Source organism: Sulfurimonas sp. HSL3-2 (assembly GCF_039645965.1).
In the GTDB taxonomy this organism is placed as follows: domain Bacteria; phylum Campylobacterota; class Campylobacteria; order Campylobacterales; family Sulfurimonadaceae; genus Hydrocurvibacter; species Hydrocurvibacter mobilis.
This window is the reverse complement of record NZ_CP147917.1, coordinates 1,210,412-1,225,697: the sequence shown is the minus strand read 5'-3', so window position 1 is coordinate 1,225,697 and position 15,286 is coordinate 1,210,412. Positions and strand designations below refer to the sequence as shown.

14 protein-coding genes are annotated in these 15,286 nt (G+C 39.2%); 6 read left to right on the top strand and 8 right to left on the bottom strand.

Going from position 1 to position 15,286, the window contains the following annotated elements:
• Positions 1 to 40: 40 nt before the first annotated feature.
• Both WCX87_RS06140 and WCX87_RS06135 read right to left on the bottom strand, forming a co-directional pair.
• Positions 41 to 1,498, bottom strand: coding sequence for a methyl-accepting chemotaxis protein (locus tag WCX87_RS06140; protein WP_345978505.1), 1,458 nt, complete (start codon positions 1,496 to 1,498; stop codon positions 41 to 43).
• Entirely contained in the window at positions 1,467 to 1,976 is a 510-nt protein-coding gene (locus WCX87_RS06135) for a PAS domain-containing protein (protein ID WP_345978503.1), read from the bottom strand. Before WCX87_RS06135 ends, WCX87_RS06140 begins: the two co-directional genes overlap by 32 nt.
• 233 nt (positions 1,977 to 2,209) lie before the next feature.
• On the opposite strand from WCX87_RS06135, the gene WCX87_RS06130 reads away from it, so the two are divergent.
• The gene (locus tag WCX87_RS06130) at positions 2,210 to 2,602 is read left to right on the top strand and encodes a hypothetical protein (RefSeq protein WP_345978501.1); all 393 of its coding nucleotides are present in this window, start codon (positions 2,210 to 2,212) and stop codon (positions 2,600 to 2,602) included.
• Positions 2,603 to 2,803: 201 nt separating this feature from the next.
• A complete protein-coding gene (locus tag WCX87_RS06125) occupies positions 2,804 to 3,862 on the top strand; it encodes a polysaccharide deacetylase family protein (protein ID WP_345978500.1) in 1,059 nt (352 codons plus the stop codon).
• A gap of 88 nt (positions 3,863 to 3,950) precedes the next feature.
• Here the strand turns inward: WCX87_RS06125 and WCX87_RS06120 are convergent, their stop codons facing one another.
• From WCX87_RS06120 to murJ, 6 genes are all read right to left on the bottom strand, one after another.
• A complete protein-coding gene (locus WCX87_RS06120; protein WP_345978498.1) occupies positions 3,951 to 4,721 on the bottom strand; it encodes an enoyl-ACP reductase in 771 nt (256 codons plus the stop codon).
• On the bottom strand, positions 4,721 to 5,614 hold the full coding sequence (dapA, locus tag WCX87_RS06115) for a 4-hydroxy-tetrahydrodipicolinate synthase (RefSeq protein ID WP_345978496.1): 894 nt from the start codon (positions 5,612 to 5,614) through the stop codon (positions 4,721 to 4,723). Before dapA ends, WCX87_RS06120 begins: the two co-directional genes overlap by 1 nt.
• A gap of 1 nt (position 5,615) precedes the next feature.
• Complete coding sequence (locus WCX87_RS06110) at positions 5,616 to 6,995, bottom strand: pitrilysin family protein (protein ID WP_345978495.1); 1,380 nt, start codon at positions 6,993 to 6,995, stop codon at positions 5,616 to 5,618.
• Positions 6,992 to 8,050, bottom strand: a complete 1,059-nt coding sequence (locus WCX87_RS06105) for a quinone-dependent dihydroorotate dehydrogenase (RefSeq protein WP_345978493.1) — start codon at positions 8,048 to 8,050, stop codon at positions 6,992 to 6,994. Before WCX87_RS06105 ends, WCX87_RS06110 begins: the two co-directional genes overlap by 4 nt.
• A gap of 95 nt (positions 8,051 to 8,145) precedes the next feature.
• On the bottom strand, positions 8,146 to 9,552 hold the full coding sequence (cysS, locus tag WCX87_RS06100; RefSeq protein WP_345978491.1) for a cysteine--tRNA ligase: 1,407 nt from the start codon (positions 9,550 to 9,552) through the stop codon (positions 8,146 to 8,148).
• Positions 9,539 to 10,945 (bottom strand): murein biosynthesis integral membrane protein MurJ, encoded by a 1,407-nt coding sequence (gene murJ / locus WCX87_RS06095; RefSeq protein ID WP_345978489.1) that lies wholly within the window; start codon positions 10,943 to 10,945, stop codon positions 9,539 to 9,541. Before murJ ends, cysS begins: the two co-directional genes overlap by 14 nt.
• A gap of 88 nt (positions 10,946 to 11,033) precedes the next feature.
• Between murJ and WCX87_RS06090 the strand changes: the two genes are divergently transcribed.
• Genes WCX87_RS06090 through WCX87_RS06075 form a run of 4 tightly spaced genes read left to right on the top strand, consistent with a single transcriptional unit; the run spans position 11,034 to position 15,286 of the window.
• On the top strand, positions 11,034 to 12,941 hold the full coding sequence (locus WCX87_RS06090; RefSeq protein WP_345978487.1) for a flagellar assembly protein A: 1,908 nt from the start codon (positions 11,034 to 11,036) through the stop codon (positions 12,939 to 12,941).
• Positions 12,938 to 13,504: a Holliday junction branch migration protein RuvA gene (ruvA, locus tag WCX87_RS06085; RefSeq protein WP_345978485.1), complete on the top strand. Its 567-nt coding sequence runs from the start codon at positions 12,938 to 12,940 to the stop codon at positions 13,502 to 13,504. Before WCX87_RS06090 ends, ruvA begins: the two co-directional genes overlap by 4 nt.
• A 9-nt stretch (positions 13,505 to 13,513) precedes the next feature.
• A complete protein-coding gene (locus WCX87_RS06080; protein WP_345978483.1) occupies positions 13,514 to 14,551 on the top strand; it encodes a D-alanine--D-alanine ligase in 1,038 nt (345 codons plus the stop codon).
• Positions 14,552 to 15,286, top strand: a complete 735-nt coding sequence (locus WCX87_RS06075; protein ID WP_345978481.1) for an alpha/beta hydrolase — start codon at positions 14,552 to 14,554, stop codon at positions 15,284 to 15,286.

Below are 15,286 nucleotides of genomic sequence, written 5' to 3'. Positions count from 1 at the left end.
TTTTAAATCTTAAGAGTTTGCTGCTTACAATGTATGTGATTTAGATTTTGATATGCGGATTGGCTTCTTTTACCATATCATCCAGATAGATAAAAAGCTGATGACTGTTGTCTTCCATGATCTTCATAGTACCGATAAGTTTGTCAAAATTCTCTTGTGACAGACAATTACCTTTAACAGCACATTCGACTGCACGATGCACACTGTTATGGACATTTTGATGAGGGAGTTCCATTTTTTTATAAGCCTCTGTATGAGAAAATAATCTTTTTCCGTCACCCTCATAGTACCATTTACCCATTCTGCAGTTATGATGATTTGCAAATGAAGCGGCTTTTTCGGCATCTTCATTAAATACAGTCGCGTAAGCATTATGTTTAAAGATAATATGATCGACTTTAACAAGTGTGGTAAAAAGCGAACTGTTGATCAGTTGAGACATGGTCGCCGTCTCAGAGACCGTTTGAGAAAAATCGCTTATGACATCTTCAAAACTGTTGACGTTTTCTTTAGAACTTGAAGCAAGTTCGGTCATGCTCTCTGAGTTTGTAAGGATGTCGTTTGCTTCTTGCTGCAGAGTCTGAAGCGTCATAGATATCTCCTGAGTCGCTTTTTGAGTACGTTCGGCAAGTTTTCTTACTTCGTCTGCAACGACAGCAAATCCGCGACCGTGTTCACCGGCACGCGCCGCTTCTATAGCTGCATTAAGAGCAAGAAGATTAGTCTGGTCTGCAATGTCTTTAATAAGACTTGCAATAGCATTGATCTCATTTGTTCTTTCGTTTAATGAGTTGATCGCAGTATTGGAGTTGCTGATATTTTCTAAAAGGTGCTCTATATTTTCGATGATGATCGAGACACTGTTTTGTGAACTCTCTACTTTTTGTGCTACCTCTACAGTTGAGTTGTTAATGGTCTGAGTAAAACCGGTGTTTTTGATGATATCGTTTTGAATAGCTGCTAAACCGCTTGAAATACCTCCGCTTGCTTTTTCAAATTCTCTTGCAAGTTGGGCTTTAAAATTTCCTTTTTGAGCTTTGGCTATTGACTCGATCGCTTTATTTAGATTAGGACAGATAGATGAAAAGTCACCTTTATACCCATCTTGAAATATTATCCTTTTTGCATTTCCATGATTTGAAGCGGTAATCGATGAGTTGACATCACGCATCAGCTGTTCGATCTGATCTAGCATATCATTGACTCCCCAAGCGACGTCCTGCATCATATGCTCTTCATTGATATTTGTTATGCGTTTTGAGAGATTTCCTTTGCCTGCTTCTACTACGACATCATGTATCTGGCGGATAAGACTGTCCTTATAGATATTCTCTTTAGCCGGTGCATTCGAAATAAACGGTATGGCGACAGTGATAGCGATGATCAATAAAGCTGCCGCCCAAGAGACGTAAACACCAAGTAGTACAGCCGCAAAGAGAGAAAGTAAAAAGTAAAGCAGGGTCTGTCTATTGTTGAAGGCTGAGGATAAAGTTATCATAATCAACTCCTTTTTCATCTAGAATTTTCTCAAGCAGTTTACTCGAAGCATCAATGCCACCGGATATCTCTGCAGAAACGAGCTCTTTGTACAAGTTTGGTATCGTTTCCATCGCTTTTTGAGAGGGTTTTCGTCTAACCGAGTGAAAGTCACGAATATTGCCTTTTTCATCCTGTGTTACCGTCACATTGGCAAAAACCCAATAATATGCACCGTCTTTACATAGATTTTTTACATAGGCAAATATCTCTTGTTTATTTTGTATGCGCTGCCATAAAAGTTGAAAGATCACTTTGGGCATATCCGGATGGCGTAAAATAGAGTGGGGCTGTCCGATGAGTTCGGATTCACCGTAACCGGATATTTTAATAAATATTTTATTTCCATATATGATCTTGCCCTTGGTATCTGTTTTAGAGACAATAAAATCATCATTATTTAAAGAACGCTCAGTCTGCGTCGGATTAGGTTTTGGCATGGTCACTCCTTGCTGTCTAATCATATTAACTCTATTCATATTCACGAATAATTATGTGATAAAGCAAAATGGGTATTATTTGTTATGCTGTTACTTTTTGTAATGTATTTTGGTATATATTGTTAAATATATGTGATAAATGCATGTTTTTATCAAATTAATTTCAAGAATACAATTTATTTTTAATATAATTTTTGATAACATAGTTAGTATAAAAATATAAGGATGATTGGATGAGAAAAGTATTAGTAGGTTTGAGCTTGTTTGCAGCACTTGGATTACAGGCAAGTGATAATATTCAGGTAAGTATGAAAGACATGAGAGATGGTTTAGTAGAAGTTCAAGACGGTTTCTTATATAACAATAAAGACTCTATATTAAGCGGTATTGAAAAAATCACTAAAGCAAACAATGTCTTTCATGATGAAAAGTCTGCTGCATCTTTTTTACCACAAGAAAAAAAGAAATTTTCTAAAATAGCTTATATCAGCACAAAAAATTTAAATCTTTATTTAGAGACGATGAAAGATTACGTAAAAGAGGGTAGCATCGTTAATGCTTCTGACGCTTACTCTGGTGTAGTCCGTAGTTGTACACACTGCCACGCAATAACAAGAGGCTGGTAGTAAGAACATATAATCTCCAAGCTATTTGGAGATTATCGTATGAGACATATAAAGATCTCACACTCTTGAAAACTTCAGATATTCAAGGGAGATGATCATTTTCCCCATGATATAAATTCATAATAAAAAAACTATTTAATAAAATATCTTACCTCTTAATGATACTATATGGAACAAACTTTATATAGGAAGGTCCGTTGAATGAAGTTAGTTACATCTTTTTTGTTTTTTTTATATCTATTTGAAACTCTTTTATTTGCAGCTGCTACCGATAAAAATAGTGAAGATAGCAACTATGCGGTTGTCTTTACCTATCATCGGTTCGGTGAAACAAAATATCCCTCTACAAATATCCGTCTTGAGCAGTTCGCGTATCAATTGGATTATCTAAAAGATAATAATTATAACGTCTGGCCTCTGTCTAAGATAGTCAACTATATGAAAGAGAATAAAAACATTCCTCCAAAAACAGTCGCGATCTGTATGGATGATGCTTATGTGACTGTTTATACCAACGCTTATCCAATGTTAAAAAAGAAGAACTTTCCTTTTACGGTGTTTGTAAATACGATGCCCGTTATCCATAAATCAAAACGCTATATGACCTGGGATCAGATGCGCGAGATGAGTGCTCACGGCGCATACTTTGCAAACCATACATATTCTCATGCTTATCTGACACAGAAAAGATCTGAAAACAAAGAGCAGTGGGATAAACGTGTAAGAAAAGAGATCGAAAAAGCAGATGACAAGATGCGTAAAGAGTTGGGTGAGAGTGTAAATACAAATCCAAAAATGCTTGCATATCCGTTTGGAGAGTACAGCGTAGAGCTTGAGAGATTACTTGTAAGTATGGATTATGTGGGGATATCTCAGGTTTCCGGTCCTTTTGGAAAAGATACTTTATTGACAAGAGTCCCAAGGTTTCCAATGTCTGAGACATACGCTACAAAAAAAGGTTTTTTATTAAAGTTAAATACGGTTCCTCTGCCTATTGTATCTATTAAACCGGAAGAAACGATGCTAAAGGGCAATAATCCACCGACGCTTCGCATCAAGTTAAAAGAACCGCATAAAGATATGCTGTGTTATAAATCAAACGGTGATAAAATAGATATGAAGTGGATATCTGATACAGAAGTGGAGATAAAATCAAGAAAAAGACTAAAACTTCCGCGTGATCACTACACATGTACTGCAAAAGCCGAAGATGGTAAATGGTACTGGTACAGTCATTTATGGGTGTTTAGACAAAAGTAATCTTTTTAAATAATACAAAGATAGTATTTGTGGATTAGGGTAGAGGTAGAGTCTTTGTAAGAGGGACTTTGTTCCTCTTACGTTCTATTTATTGAAATGTTGTCCCGCCGTCGATAACGACAGTTTGACCCGTCATCCATGATGAAGCGTTTGAACATAGGAACAGACATGCTCCTGTAAGATCTTCAGCTTCACCCATACGGCTAAGCGGAGAACGAGATACGACTTCGCTTTTTACTTCCTCGTAGTTAGGGAATGCTTTTAATGCATCAGTATCGATCGGGCCGCCGCTTACAGCGTTTACACGGATCCCTTTTTCACCTAGTTCCGCTGCTGCATAACGCACCATCGCTTCAACTGCCGCTTTATTCGTTCCGTGACCTGCATAGTTTGGAGTGTATACAAGGTTACCGGTAGAACTCATGCTTATGATGCTTCCGCCTCCGACTTTTTCCATTCTCTTAGCAGCTTCCTGTGCACCTACAACGAAAGCATCGACTGTAGCTATATAGATGTTGTTCAGACCTTTTGGTTTAAGACGCATAAACGGACCGAATCCGCCAACGACTGCACGTCCGGAGATAATAGCGTTTGAGATGAAGAAATCCAGTCTTTGGAAATCTTGGTCAAACAGTTCATAAACATCTTTATAAGTCTCAGGCTCTAAAATATTCAGTTTGTAAGCTCTCGCTTTTACACCGCAGTTAGATTCGATATCAGCGACCATCTCATTTGCAGTATCTGCACTTGAAGCATAAGTAAATGCTACATCACAACCCTCTTTAGCAAAAGCATAAACGATAGCTTTTCCGATACCACGAGTTCCACCACTAATAAATAGAGTTTTTCCTTTTAACATTACAGTCCTTTGATAGTATAGTTTTTCATAACAGATTCAAGTTTTTTCATATTTTCGACACTTGGTGCTACAAGCGGAAGCCTGTACTCTAACGTGTCTATGAGTCCTGCTACATACATCGCAGCTTTTATCATGACAGGATTTGATTCTATAAACAAGACTTTGTTTATAGGATAAAGCATATCGTTGATAGCTTTTGAACCTGCAAAGTCACCTGCTAACGCTTTTTTTACAAGGTCACTTTTAAGGTCAGGAAGCAGGTTGCTGGTAACTGATGTAATACCCGCACCACCATTTGCCAAAATAGGATAGTCGATCGCATCGTCACCGCTGAACACTTTAAGCTCCGGTCTAAGAGAAAGAAGTTCTATTGTTCTTTCAATACTCCCTGTCGCTTCTTTGATACCGTAGATGTTCTTTACATCGTCAAAAAGTCTTATCACAGTATCTGCTTGGATATCAACACCTGTACGTCCCGGAACATTATAAAGCATAAACGGTAACTCTGGTACCGACTCGGCTATGGCTTTATAGTGTTGATAAAGTCCCTCTTGAGATGGTTTATTATAGTATGGACTTACTGAGAAGATCGCATCGACACCGCATTCTTGTGCAGTCTTAGCCGTTTGTATCGCTTCTGCAGTCGAGTTGCTTCCTGCACCTGCCAGGACTTTTGTATTTGTACCTTTACATACTTCTACGGCGATCTCCATACATCTTCTGTCTTCATCATGTGTAAGAGTAGCACTCTCTCCCGTAGTTCCGACCGGGCAAACTGCATCGATGCCGTTGTCTATCTGACGTTTGATCAGTGCGGCAAAGCTTTGCTCGTCTAGTTTCCCGTTTCTAAACGGGGTGATAAGTGCGGTCGTAGAACCGGTTACTATATTCATACTATTTCTCTCCTTGAGGTTGTTTTCTTAATATCACTGTCGTTGATTTTGAAAAGTCAAAATATTTTTGCGCTGCTTTTTGTATATCATCAACGTTAAGCTTGTTAATCGATTCTTCATACTCTTCTAGCGGTTTTATATCTCCGCGGGCAAGATAGCTTCCATAGAGGTTTGCTACAGATGTAGAGCTTTCCAGCGAGTAGATAAACTCGGATTTTGTATTTATCTTCACTTTGTCAAGTTCTGCTTGAGAGACTTTTTTCTCTTTCATAAGTTCTATTTGTGAGAGTATCTCTTTTTCGACATCTTCCGCTTTTACACCCGGATTACATGATGCTAAAAACAGGAATATTCCCGGATCTTTGTTTTCCATGTTGTAAGCATAGATCTGGTTTACAAGATGTTTTTTATCTACAAGCTCAGAATAAAGTCTTGAACTTTTACCGCTGCTTAGCATCTCGCTGATAGCTGAAAGCTTGATCTGGTCAGGATCTTGAAAGTTCGGGATATGAAACGCGATCGCGACCATCTCAACTTCGCTCTCTTTATAGATCGTTACTCTTTTTGGACCATCCTGTTCAGGTTCGATGAACTTGACTTCAGGGATCACAACACTGTTTTTGATCTGTTCGAACTCTTTTTTGGCAGCTTTAAAGACATCATCCGCTTTTACGTCACCCGTAACGATCAGGATGGCATTTTTCGGCTGATAGTATGTCTTATGAAAATCTTGGATATCTTTTAGAGTCCATGTCTGGATATCGTTCATAAAACCGATCGGCGTCCAGTGGTATGAATGGTAGACATACGCGTTGTTAAAGAGTCTGAAATATAAATATCCAAGAGGATTGTTATCCGTTCTCCAACGTCTCTCTTCTGCTACGACATTACGCTCAGGCTGGAACTCGTCATCTTTGAGATTCAGGTTCTTCATCAGCTCTGCAAAAAGAGAGAGTGACTTGCCAAGGTTTTGGGTGCTTGACTTGATGTAGTAGTGCGTAAAGTCAAACCCAGTCGATGCGTTGTTTACACCGCCCACACTTTTTACCTCTTTGTCGAACTCACCCGCAGCCAGGTTTTTAGTCGATTTGAAGTTCATGTGCTCAAGCATGTGTGCGATACCTGTTTTACCCATGATCTCATTTCTACTGCCGACTTTATAAAAGATATCGGTAGAGATGACGTTTGAATCGTTATGCATAGGGATCACGACTATCTGTAAGCCGTTTTCTAATGTTTTTGTTTCATACTCCGGAAGTGATGAATTTTTATTTTTTTTACTCACTTTGCTCTCTTTTATCTGTGATTTTGTATCTTTTATATTATATGCTATCGTCATGGCAATAGCTAAGACTGCAATGATTGCAAATATAGTTCTCATTTTCTGTCTGCACCGATCGCCTGAGTGATATTTGTATATTTATCCGCTTGGATAAGGTTGATCAGTTCAAGGTTTATGTCTCTTATCATATCGGGACCGTGAAACACTAGACCGCTGTATATCTGTACTAAAGATGCACCCGCTTTGATACGTCTATATGCTTCCTCAGCAGAGTCTATCCCGCCGACAGATATAAGTGTAGTCTTTCCAAACAGCTCTTTTGCGACAGCGTCGAATATCTCAAAACTTTTTTGTTTTAAGACTGCACCGCTGAGTCCGCCGATATCTTTAGGTTCTTTTACTAAAGAGTAGTCGATCGTCGTGTTTGTAGCGATGATCCCGTCGGCACCTTTTTCAACTGCAAGACTTGTCAGATCGACCGCTTGGGCTTCACTCATATCGGGAGCTATCTTTAGCAAAATCGGCTTATTCGTCAGCTCTTTTGCCTCAGCGAAAAGAGATGTGATGAACTCTTCATTTTGAAGGTCTCTAAGACCCGGCGTATTTGGAGAAGAGATATTGATGACGATGTAATCTCCAAGCTCGTGAAGCGCTTTGATAAGCGTCGTATAGTCGCTTATCGCATCACGCTCGGATGTCGTCTTGTTCTTTCCGATGTTGATCCCGATAGGCGTTGAGAACGGATATCTTTGTTGCAGTCTTTTTTGTGCTTTTAAAAGACCGTCATTATTAAAGCCCATCGCGTTTTGAAGAGATTCTTCCTCTATATGGCGGAACATTCTCGGTTTCGGATTGCCAGGTTGGGGTTTTGGAGTAAGTGTTCCTATCTCCGTAAAACCGAAACCAAGTGCCTGGATACCGCGTATCATAGTGGCATTTTTATCAAATCCTGCCCCTAGACCGATAGGGTTTAAAAAGTCGATTCCAAACACCTTCTGCTGTAGAACAGGACTGGTTATGAAATGATCGTTTAAGAAGCCGTTGAACAGGTTCGGGCAGATGTTGGGCATTCTTAAAAAGTATTCAGCTAAATGGTGTGCATTTTCAGGCTCTAGTTTAAATAACAAAGGTTTTATCATCTCATAATTTATCATAAATCAGTCATCCATTCAGTTTATAAAGTACGTGATTATACAAAAAAAAAGGTAAACTTTAGCTAAGCCCTTCAAGTAAGGCTTTTAGGCAAGGATTACACTTTCTCCCAGAAAGTGCCTTGCGGAGTGTCCATGATGGAAACACCGAAGCTGAGTATCTCGTCTCTGAGGCGGTCTGATGCTTCAAAGTCCTTGACTTTTTTAGCTTCATTTCGTTTTTCTATCAGTTCGTGTATAGTCTCTTTAGTCTCTTTGTCTACCCCTGTCTGAAAGTATTCAAACGGGTTTTTTACGCCGAATCCGAGAACTTCTTCTATGTAAGCTAAGTCGATGACGGCTTCGCGTTTAAGTTCTTTATGTTTGCCCGGAGTGTCAAGTGTCTCATTGACGGTAGATACCATCTCATCTATGACGGAAAGTGCCTGTGAGATGTTCAGATCATCTTTGAGCGCGTCAAGCAGTTTTGTTTTAAAAGCTGTGTCTGCATCTAAGTGAACCTCTAAGCCAAAAAGGCGTTTTTTCAGTCTGTAAAGCTTGTCAAGACGTTTTTTTGAAGCGATAAGATCCTCTTCATTGAAGTTAAAGTTGCCTCTGTAATGCGTCGAGAGAAGGTAAAAACGAAGTACCTCTCCGTCATACGCTTTGAGGGCGTCTTTGATAAAAAAGCTGTTACCCAGACTCTTACTCATCTTTTCACCGTCTATGTTTACAAAGCCGTTATGCATCCAGTAAGCGGCTATCTCATGGTTTGTAGAACATCTTGTCTGTGCTGCTTCGTTTTCGTGGTGAGGAAAGAGCAGGTCGGCTCCGCCTCCGTGGATGTCTATGGCATACTTACATGTAGGCTCATCCACGAGATGCTTCTCTATCATCGCAGAACATTCCAAGTGCCATCCCGGACGACCTTTTCCAAACGGAGAATCAAAACTGACATCGCCGTCATTCACGCTTTTCCAAAGAGCAAAGTCCGCGCTGTTCTTTTTCTCCTCAGAGTTTGCGACGCGGTTTTGCTTTTCATCCTCATCTTGGACTCTGTGCGAGATGCTTAGGTATTTATTGTCGCTTTGTGTATCGAAATAGACGTCACCGTTACTTATCTGATAAGCGTGCCCTTTGTCTATAAGGTCTTGTATCATCTTGAACATCGCATCAAGTGATTCTGTCGCCTTTGGTTCTATGTCAGGTCTTTTTATTCCCAGATGAGCCATGTCTGCATGGTAAGCTTCAGTATATTTGTCCGTGATCTCTTTGATACTTACGCCGAGTTCTTGCGCTTTTTTTATGATCTTGTCATCGATATCAGTGATGTTTCTAGCGTATTTTACATGATAGCCTTGGGCTCTTAAAACGCGGGAGAGCAGGTCAAAGACAAGTGCACTTTTTGCATGTCCCAAGTGAGCGTCGTCATATACTGTGGGTCCGCAGACATACAGAGACACTTCTCCCTCTTTTAGAGGTTTGAACTCTCTTTTTGTTTTAGTGACACTATCAAATATAACCATTTATAAAATCCTTGAACCATAGTAAGAAAAAAGTAAAAAGCACAGCTGCAAGAAGCCAGTAAAGAGCTTTTTTGGACGTGATTATATCTAAAAACTGTTTTGTACCGAACACTTTCACTGTAAGTATGAAGCTTAAAAAACCGCTTATCGTGCTTGCAAGAGCAAGCCCGCCCGCTCCCATAGGAGAGATCAAAGCAAGTGATAAAACTATATTTGATATTAATGAGTATGAAGCTATTTTAGCGGCTTTTATCTGTAGCTGTGAAGCATAGAGCCAGAGTGAAAAAAGCTTATTTAAACCAAAAGGAAGAAGACCGATAAGATACATTTGCAAGACAAAAGAGGTGTTTACCGCATCCACTTCGCTAAAGGCACCGCGTTGAAATAATATCTTGACTATTTCATCCGAGAGGATAAAACCTCCAAGTGTACTGAGCATCAAAATAGTTGCTAAGAACCAAAATGCTTTTTGCATATATGCAAGTGCTTTTTCATGCTCATTATTTTTTATGAACCTTGCGACGCGAGGGAAGATCGCGATAGAAGTCGCAATGGCAAAGAGTGCTAAAGGAAGCTGGAAGACACGGTTTGAATAGTAAAGATAACTGATAGAACCAGCTGCCAAAAACGATGCCAGCCATGTATCTAAAAATGCAGAGACCTGTGCAGTAGAATTTCCCCAGATAGCGGGAAAAAACTGCTTGCGAAAGACTCTCGTCTCCTCTTTTACATGTAAAGCTTTTTTGTTGAAGTATTTAAAACCGCCGATGATGATCTTTAAAAGACCGACTCTCTGTATGGCGATAATATGCACGACAAGCTGTAAAGCCCCGCCTACGACGACTCCCCAGCTTAGATAATAGACTATTACGTCATCGGCTGAGCCTTTTGAAAGAAGCAATGCGCCGATAAGGGAGATGTTTAAAAGTCCTGTTGCAAAAGCGGTCGTAGCGAAGTGGTGTTTGTACTGTAAAAGTGTGCTTAAAAAAGTGACTATAAATATGAAAGAGAGATAATAAAAATTTATAGCAACAAACGGTGCGGCAAGTTCAACGGTCTTGTCATCAAACCCTATAGCCAAAGCTTTTGTCGCAAGTTCAGGAACTAGGTTGACAAGCAGGGTGATAAAAAGGATTATGGATAAAAATATGACAAATATATGAACGGAAAAAAGACTTTTTTTAGTCGAACGCGTAAATGAGGGTAAAAAGACTTGAGTAAAAGCACCTTCGGCAAATATTCTGCGAAAAAGGTTAGGGAGTTTAAAAGCGATGAAAAATATATCGCTGTAAACGTTTGCTCCAAGGACGGAAGCAGTTAAAAGATCTCTTATAAATCCCAATATTCTGGAAAAAAGTATCCCAAAACTGTTAGTAAAAATTGCTTTAAACATAATATTCTTTAATTTTTTTGTAAATTTTACAATAGTTTAACCAATTTGATACTAAAATAGAACTTCTTAAAAAGAAAGAGAGATTATTATGGCTATTTTTGGTTCAAAAAAAGAGACTGATATTGATAAAAACAAATCTATACGTCCTACCGTAATAAGTACTGAGAATGTAGCAAAAGAGCTCATTCATATTGCAGCCTCCAACAGAGTCGATCTGTCTACTCTCGATTTTAATCTTTTAGAGATGGAAACACTGACTCGTAAAAAATCAGCTTCGAAAGAGGAAGTGTTTAGTGAGATCACGGAACAAGAACTTAAAGAAATAGGTAAAAGCAACCTGTTACTGGATCAAAACTTTGAGATCAAACAAAACTATGAGATCGAGGTCTTTACAAAAAAAGAGAACCCCCTTTATGATAAATTTCATTTCTCAATAGGCGTAAATGCTACCATGTGTAAGGTCTATCTAACGATAAAAGAGGGATCTTTTCTAGCTCACCATCAAAACTTCGAAGAGGAATTTTTAGGACTTTTAAACAAGAAAAAGATCCGTGCAAATATTTTAGTCGGTATCTTTGATGATATGGTTCCCGATGTCATTAAAAAGCTGAACTCTTCACTTCTGGTCAATGAGCGTATGACTTTTGGAAAGACAGAGCCTATTTTAGTAGCAGAGAGTATCGAACCGGTGCCGACGATCAATGATGAAGTGATCTTGCATTTTAGAGAGAAAAATAAAAAAGAGGATACGGATAAGGTAGATTATTCAAAACGTAACTTTATTCAAAGTGTCGTTAAAGATGAACTTTTAATAGAGTATATTAAGCCAAAAAAAGGGACTCCGGGCAGAAACTGCAGAGGAGAGTTCATAGATGTTCCAGAACCGACGGCTAATAATGTGCCTACATTTAAAGTAAGTGATAATATCTCTGTCGTAGAAACTGAAGACACAACCGAATATAGAGCGAATAAAAACGGTTATATCGTTTTTGAAAATGAGACTTATGAGATCAAAGATGAACTTGATGTCACTGAGATAAGCTTTAAGACTACGGGTTCTATCGAGACGGAACTTGATGCGGATGTCAGCTTAAAAGTCAAAGAGACGGATGCGATGAAAGATGCTGTAGGAACAGGCATGGAAGTCGAAGTAAGCGAACTGGATGTCGAGGGCAACATCGGTCCAAAAGCACGAGTTATAGGCAAAAGAGTAAAAATCGACGGTCAGACGCATAAGACCTCATATATCGATGCGGCAGACCTGACTATAAATGTCCATAAAGGTACGGCTCGTGGTGATGAAGTCCATATAACAAGATTAGAGCAGGGTGTCGTAGTAGCAAATAGCGTGGATATAAAACAGGCCATAGGCGGAAACATCACGGCCAAAGAGGTAGTCGTCGACCTTCTTGGTTCCAATGCGCTTGTTACCGCGTCTCATATCATCGAAATCAAAAAGATGCAGGGAAGTGAGAACAGGTTTGTCATCGATCCTCTTGCTGTTGAGAGCGTAGATGAAGATGTAGGTAGAAAAGAGAATAAGCTCGATGAACTTGACCAGAAAATCAAGAGATTAAAACAAGATAGAGACAAGTATACCGAGATGCTTAAAAAGAACGAAAGTACTTTTCTGGAGATCAAAAAAAGACTTATGCACTACAAGAAAAACAACATAAAGATGCCAGAAGCATTTGTCAAGCAGTATAAACAGTTTCAAAAGCTGCAGGCACACCTCGATAGTGTAGAAAAAGAACTAGAACAGCAAAAGATGAAAAAAGAGCGTCTAAACGTGTCTATAGGTACCGTTCAAGATGATATCTTTGCAGCTAGGATCATAAACAGGGATAAATGGGTCGGATACAACGAGATCAAGTTCAAGCTGCTTGATCCTCCTATAGATGTTGTCTATACACCGATAGAGGGCTCTTTCAATACTGTGTATGCTCTGTTTCAAACTGATGATGATGAATATATAATTAAGGCTGTAAAAGAATGATAGTAGGCGTAGAAGGCACGATAGAGTATAAAGACCCCAGTGTCGTACATGTAAATGTAAACGGTGTGATATATGAGGTGTTTATCTCCTTACAGTCATATTCGGCACTTCAAAAGGAGAGAGTGAAGCTTTTTACCTCTCATATCATCCGTGAGGATGCTCAACTTCTTTTCGGTTTTATAGACAGATCGGAAAAAGTTATGTTTGAAAGGCTCATAAAGATAAACGGTGTCGGTCCAAAGGTAGCCATGGCGATCTGTTCGACATTTACGGCATCTGCATTTGCAACTGTCATCAACAACAATGATGTGACAGGACTAAAAAAAGTACCGGGAATAGGTCCTAAAAGTGCAGGGCGCATCTTGGTGGAACTTAGCGGTTTTGATGCCGTACTGGTCTCAAACGAGTCGGCGACAAGTTCGACTGCTGTGAATGAAGCTTCACTTGCACTGGAGAGTCTAGGATTTAAAAAAGAGCATATATCAAAAGTGCTTAGTGACTGTTCAAGCGAAGATACGGCTTCACTCGTAAAAGAAGCATTGAAAAAACTACAAAAGATTTAAAGGAAAAGATTGAAATTAGCTATATTATTCGGTGGTGCAAGTTTTGAGCATGAGATCAGCATCGTAAGTGCTATCACGGTAAAAGAGAAGTTGGTCGGATTTGATTTAGAGTTTATATTTTGTGACCAAGACCATAATTTTTATTTAATAGAACCTTCACGTATGAAGGCCGTGACTTTTTCAAAAGGTGAGCATAAAAAGATGCCTCGTCTTACTTTGGACAACGGCGGGTTTGTCAAAAAATCACTTTTCTCTAAAGAGCTTGTGGGAACTGCTGTATTAAACCTTATACACGGAGCTGACGGCGAAGACGGCATTATCGCTTCTATGCTTGATTTCTACGGCATACCGTTTATCGGTCCCCGTACTTCTGCTTGTGTATTCAGTTTCGATAAACGTTATACAAAGTATCTTTGTGATGCCATAGGTGTAAAAAGTGTAGCGTATCAGACGTTAAATAAAAATGATGAGCGTAAAGTCGATGTGTCTTATCCGTTTATCATCAAGCCTGCACGTCTTGGAAGTTCTATCGGGGTGAGTGTTGTCAAAGAGGAAAAAGAGCTTGACTATGCACTGGATGTCGCTTTTGAGTTTGATGAAAACGTCATAATCGAACCGTTTATAGTCGGTGTCAAAGAGTACAATCTTGCAGGTTGTATGATAGACGGCGAGATCAAGTTCTCTATTGTAGAGGAACCTCAGAAAAACGAGTTCCTGGATTTTGAGAAAAAATATATGGACTTCTCTCGTTCGGCGACAGTCTCTTCAGCCGAGATAGACGATAAACTGGTATCTGAACTTCAAAACACTTTTGCAAAGATATATACAAATCTTTTTGAAGGTGCACTTATCAGATGTGACTTCTTTGTAGTTGACGGTGAAGTGTATCTAAATGAGATAAACCCGATCCCAGGCTCTATGGCAAACTATCTCTTTGATGATTTTTCAAAGACTATAAGCGGACTTCTAAGCTCACTTCCAAAAGAGAAAAGAGCAAGTGTAAGTTATCAGTATATCCACTCTATTTCAAGTGCAAAGGGCAAGTAAGTGGCGATTAAATCTATACAATACGATAGACACACTTTTGACATCAGTTATGAGATAGTCAATCCCGAAGCGAAGATAGATATGATCGTCCTACACGGCTGGGGGTCGAATAAAAACCTTATGAAACAGGCATTTTCGCCGTATCTAAACAAGTTCCGCCATATCTACATCGATCTTCCGGGATTTGGAAACTCACCGTGCAATATGACACTGAAGACGTCTGACTATGCACGTATAATCGAACTTTTTATGGTTCATATCAATGCTTCAAAAGATATCATTATGGGGCACTCTTTCGGCGGTAAAGTGGCAGTCTTGCTTCAGCCTGATGTCTTGGTACTGCTTTCAAGTGCAGGGATATATACCAAAAAAAGTCTCAAAGTGAAACTCAAGATCGCTTTGTTTAAGATGCTTAAGATTTTCGGTTTTTCAAAGATAAGAAAGTATTTTGTAGCAGAAGATGCAAAGAGCTTAAACTCTCATATGTATGAAACGTTTAAAAACGTCGTCAACGAGGACTTTTCGACTCAGTTTAAAGAGTCGAACTCTAAAGCGCTTCTATGCTGGGGTGAAGATGATACGGCGACACCTCTTAGCAGCGGAGAAAAGATAGATGAGTTGATGAAAGACTCTCAGTTGATCGTTTACCCGGGAGACCACTATTTCTTTATGCAAAATGCCAAGTCTATCTCAAAACTTATCGAAGATACATTTCTAAAAAGATTGGAGAAATAA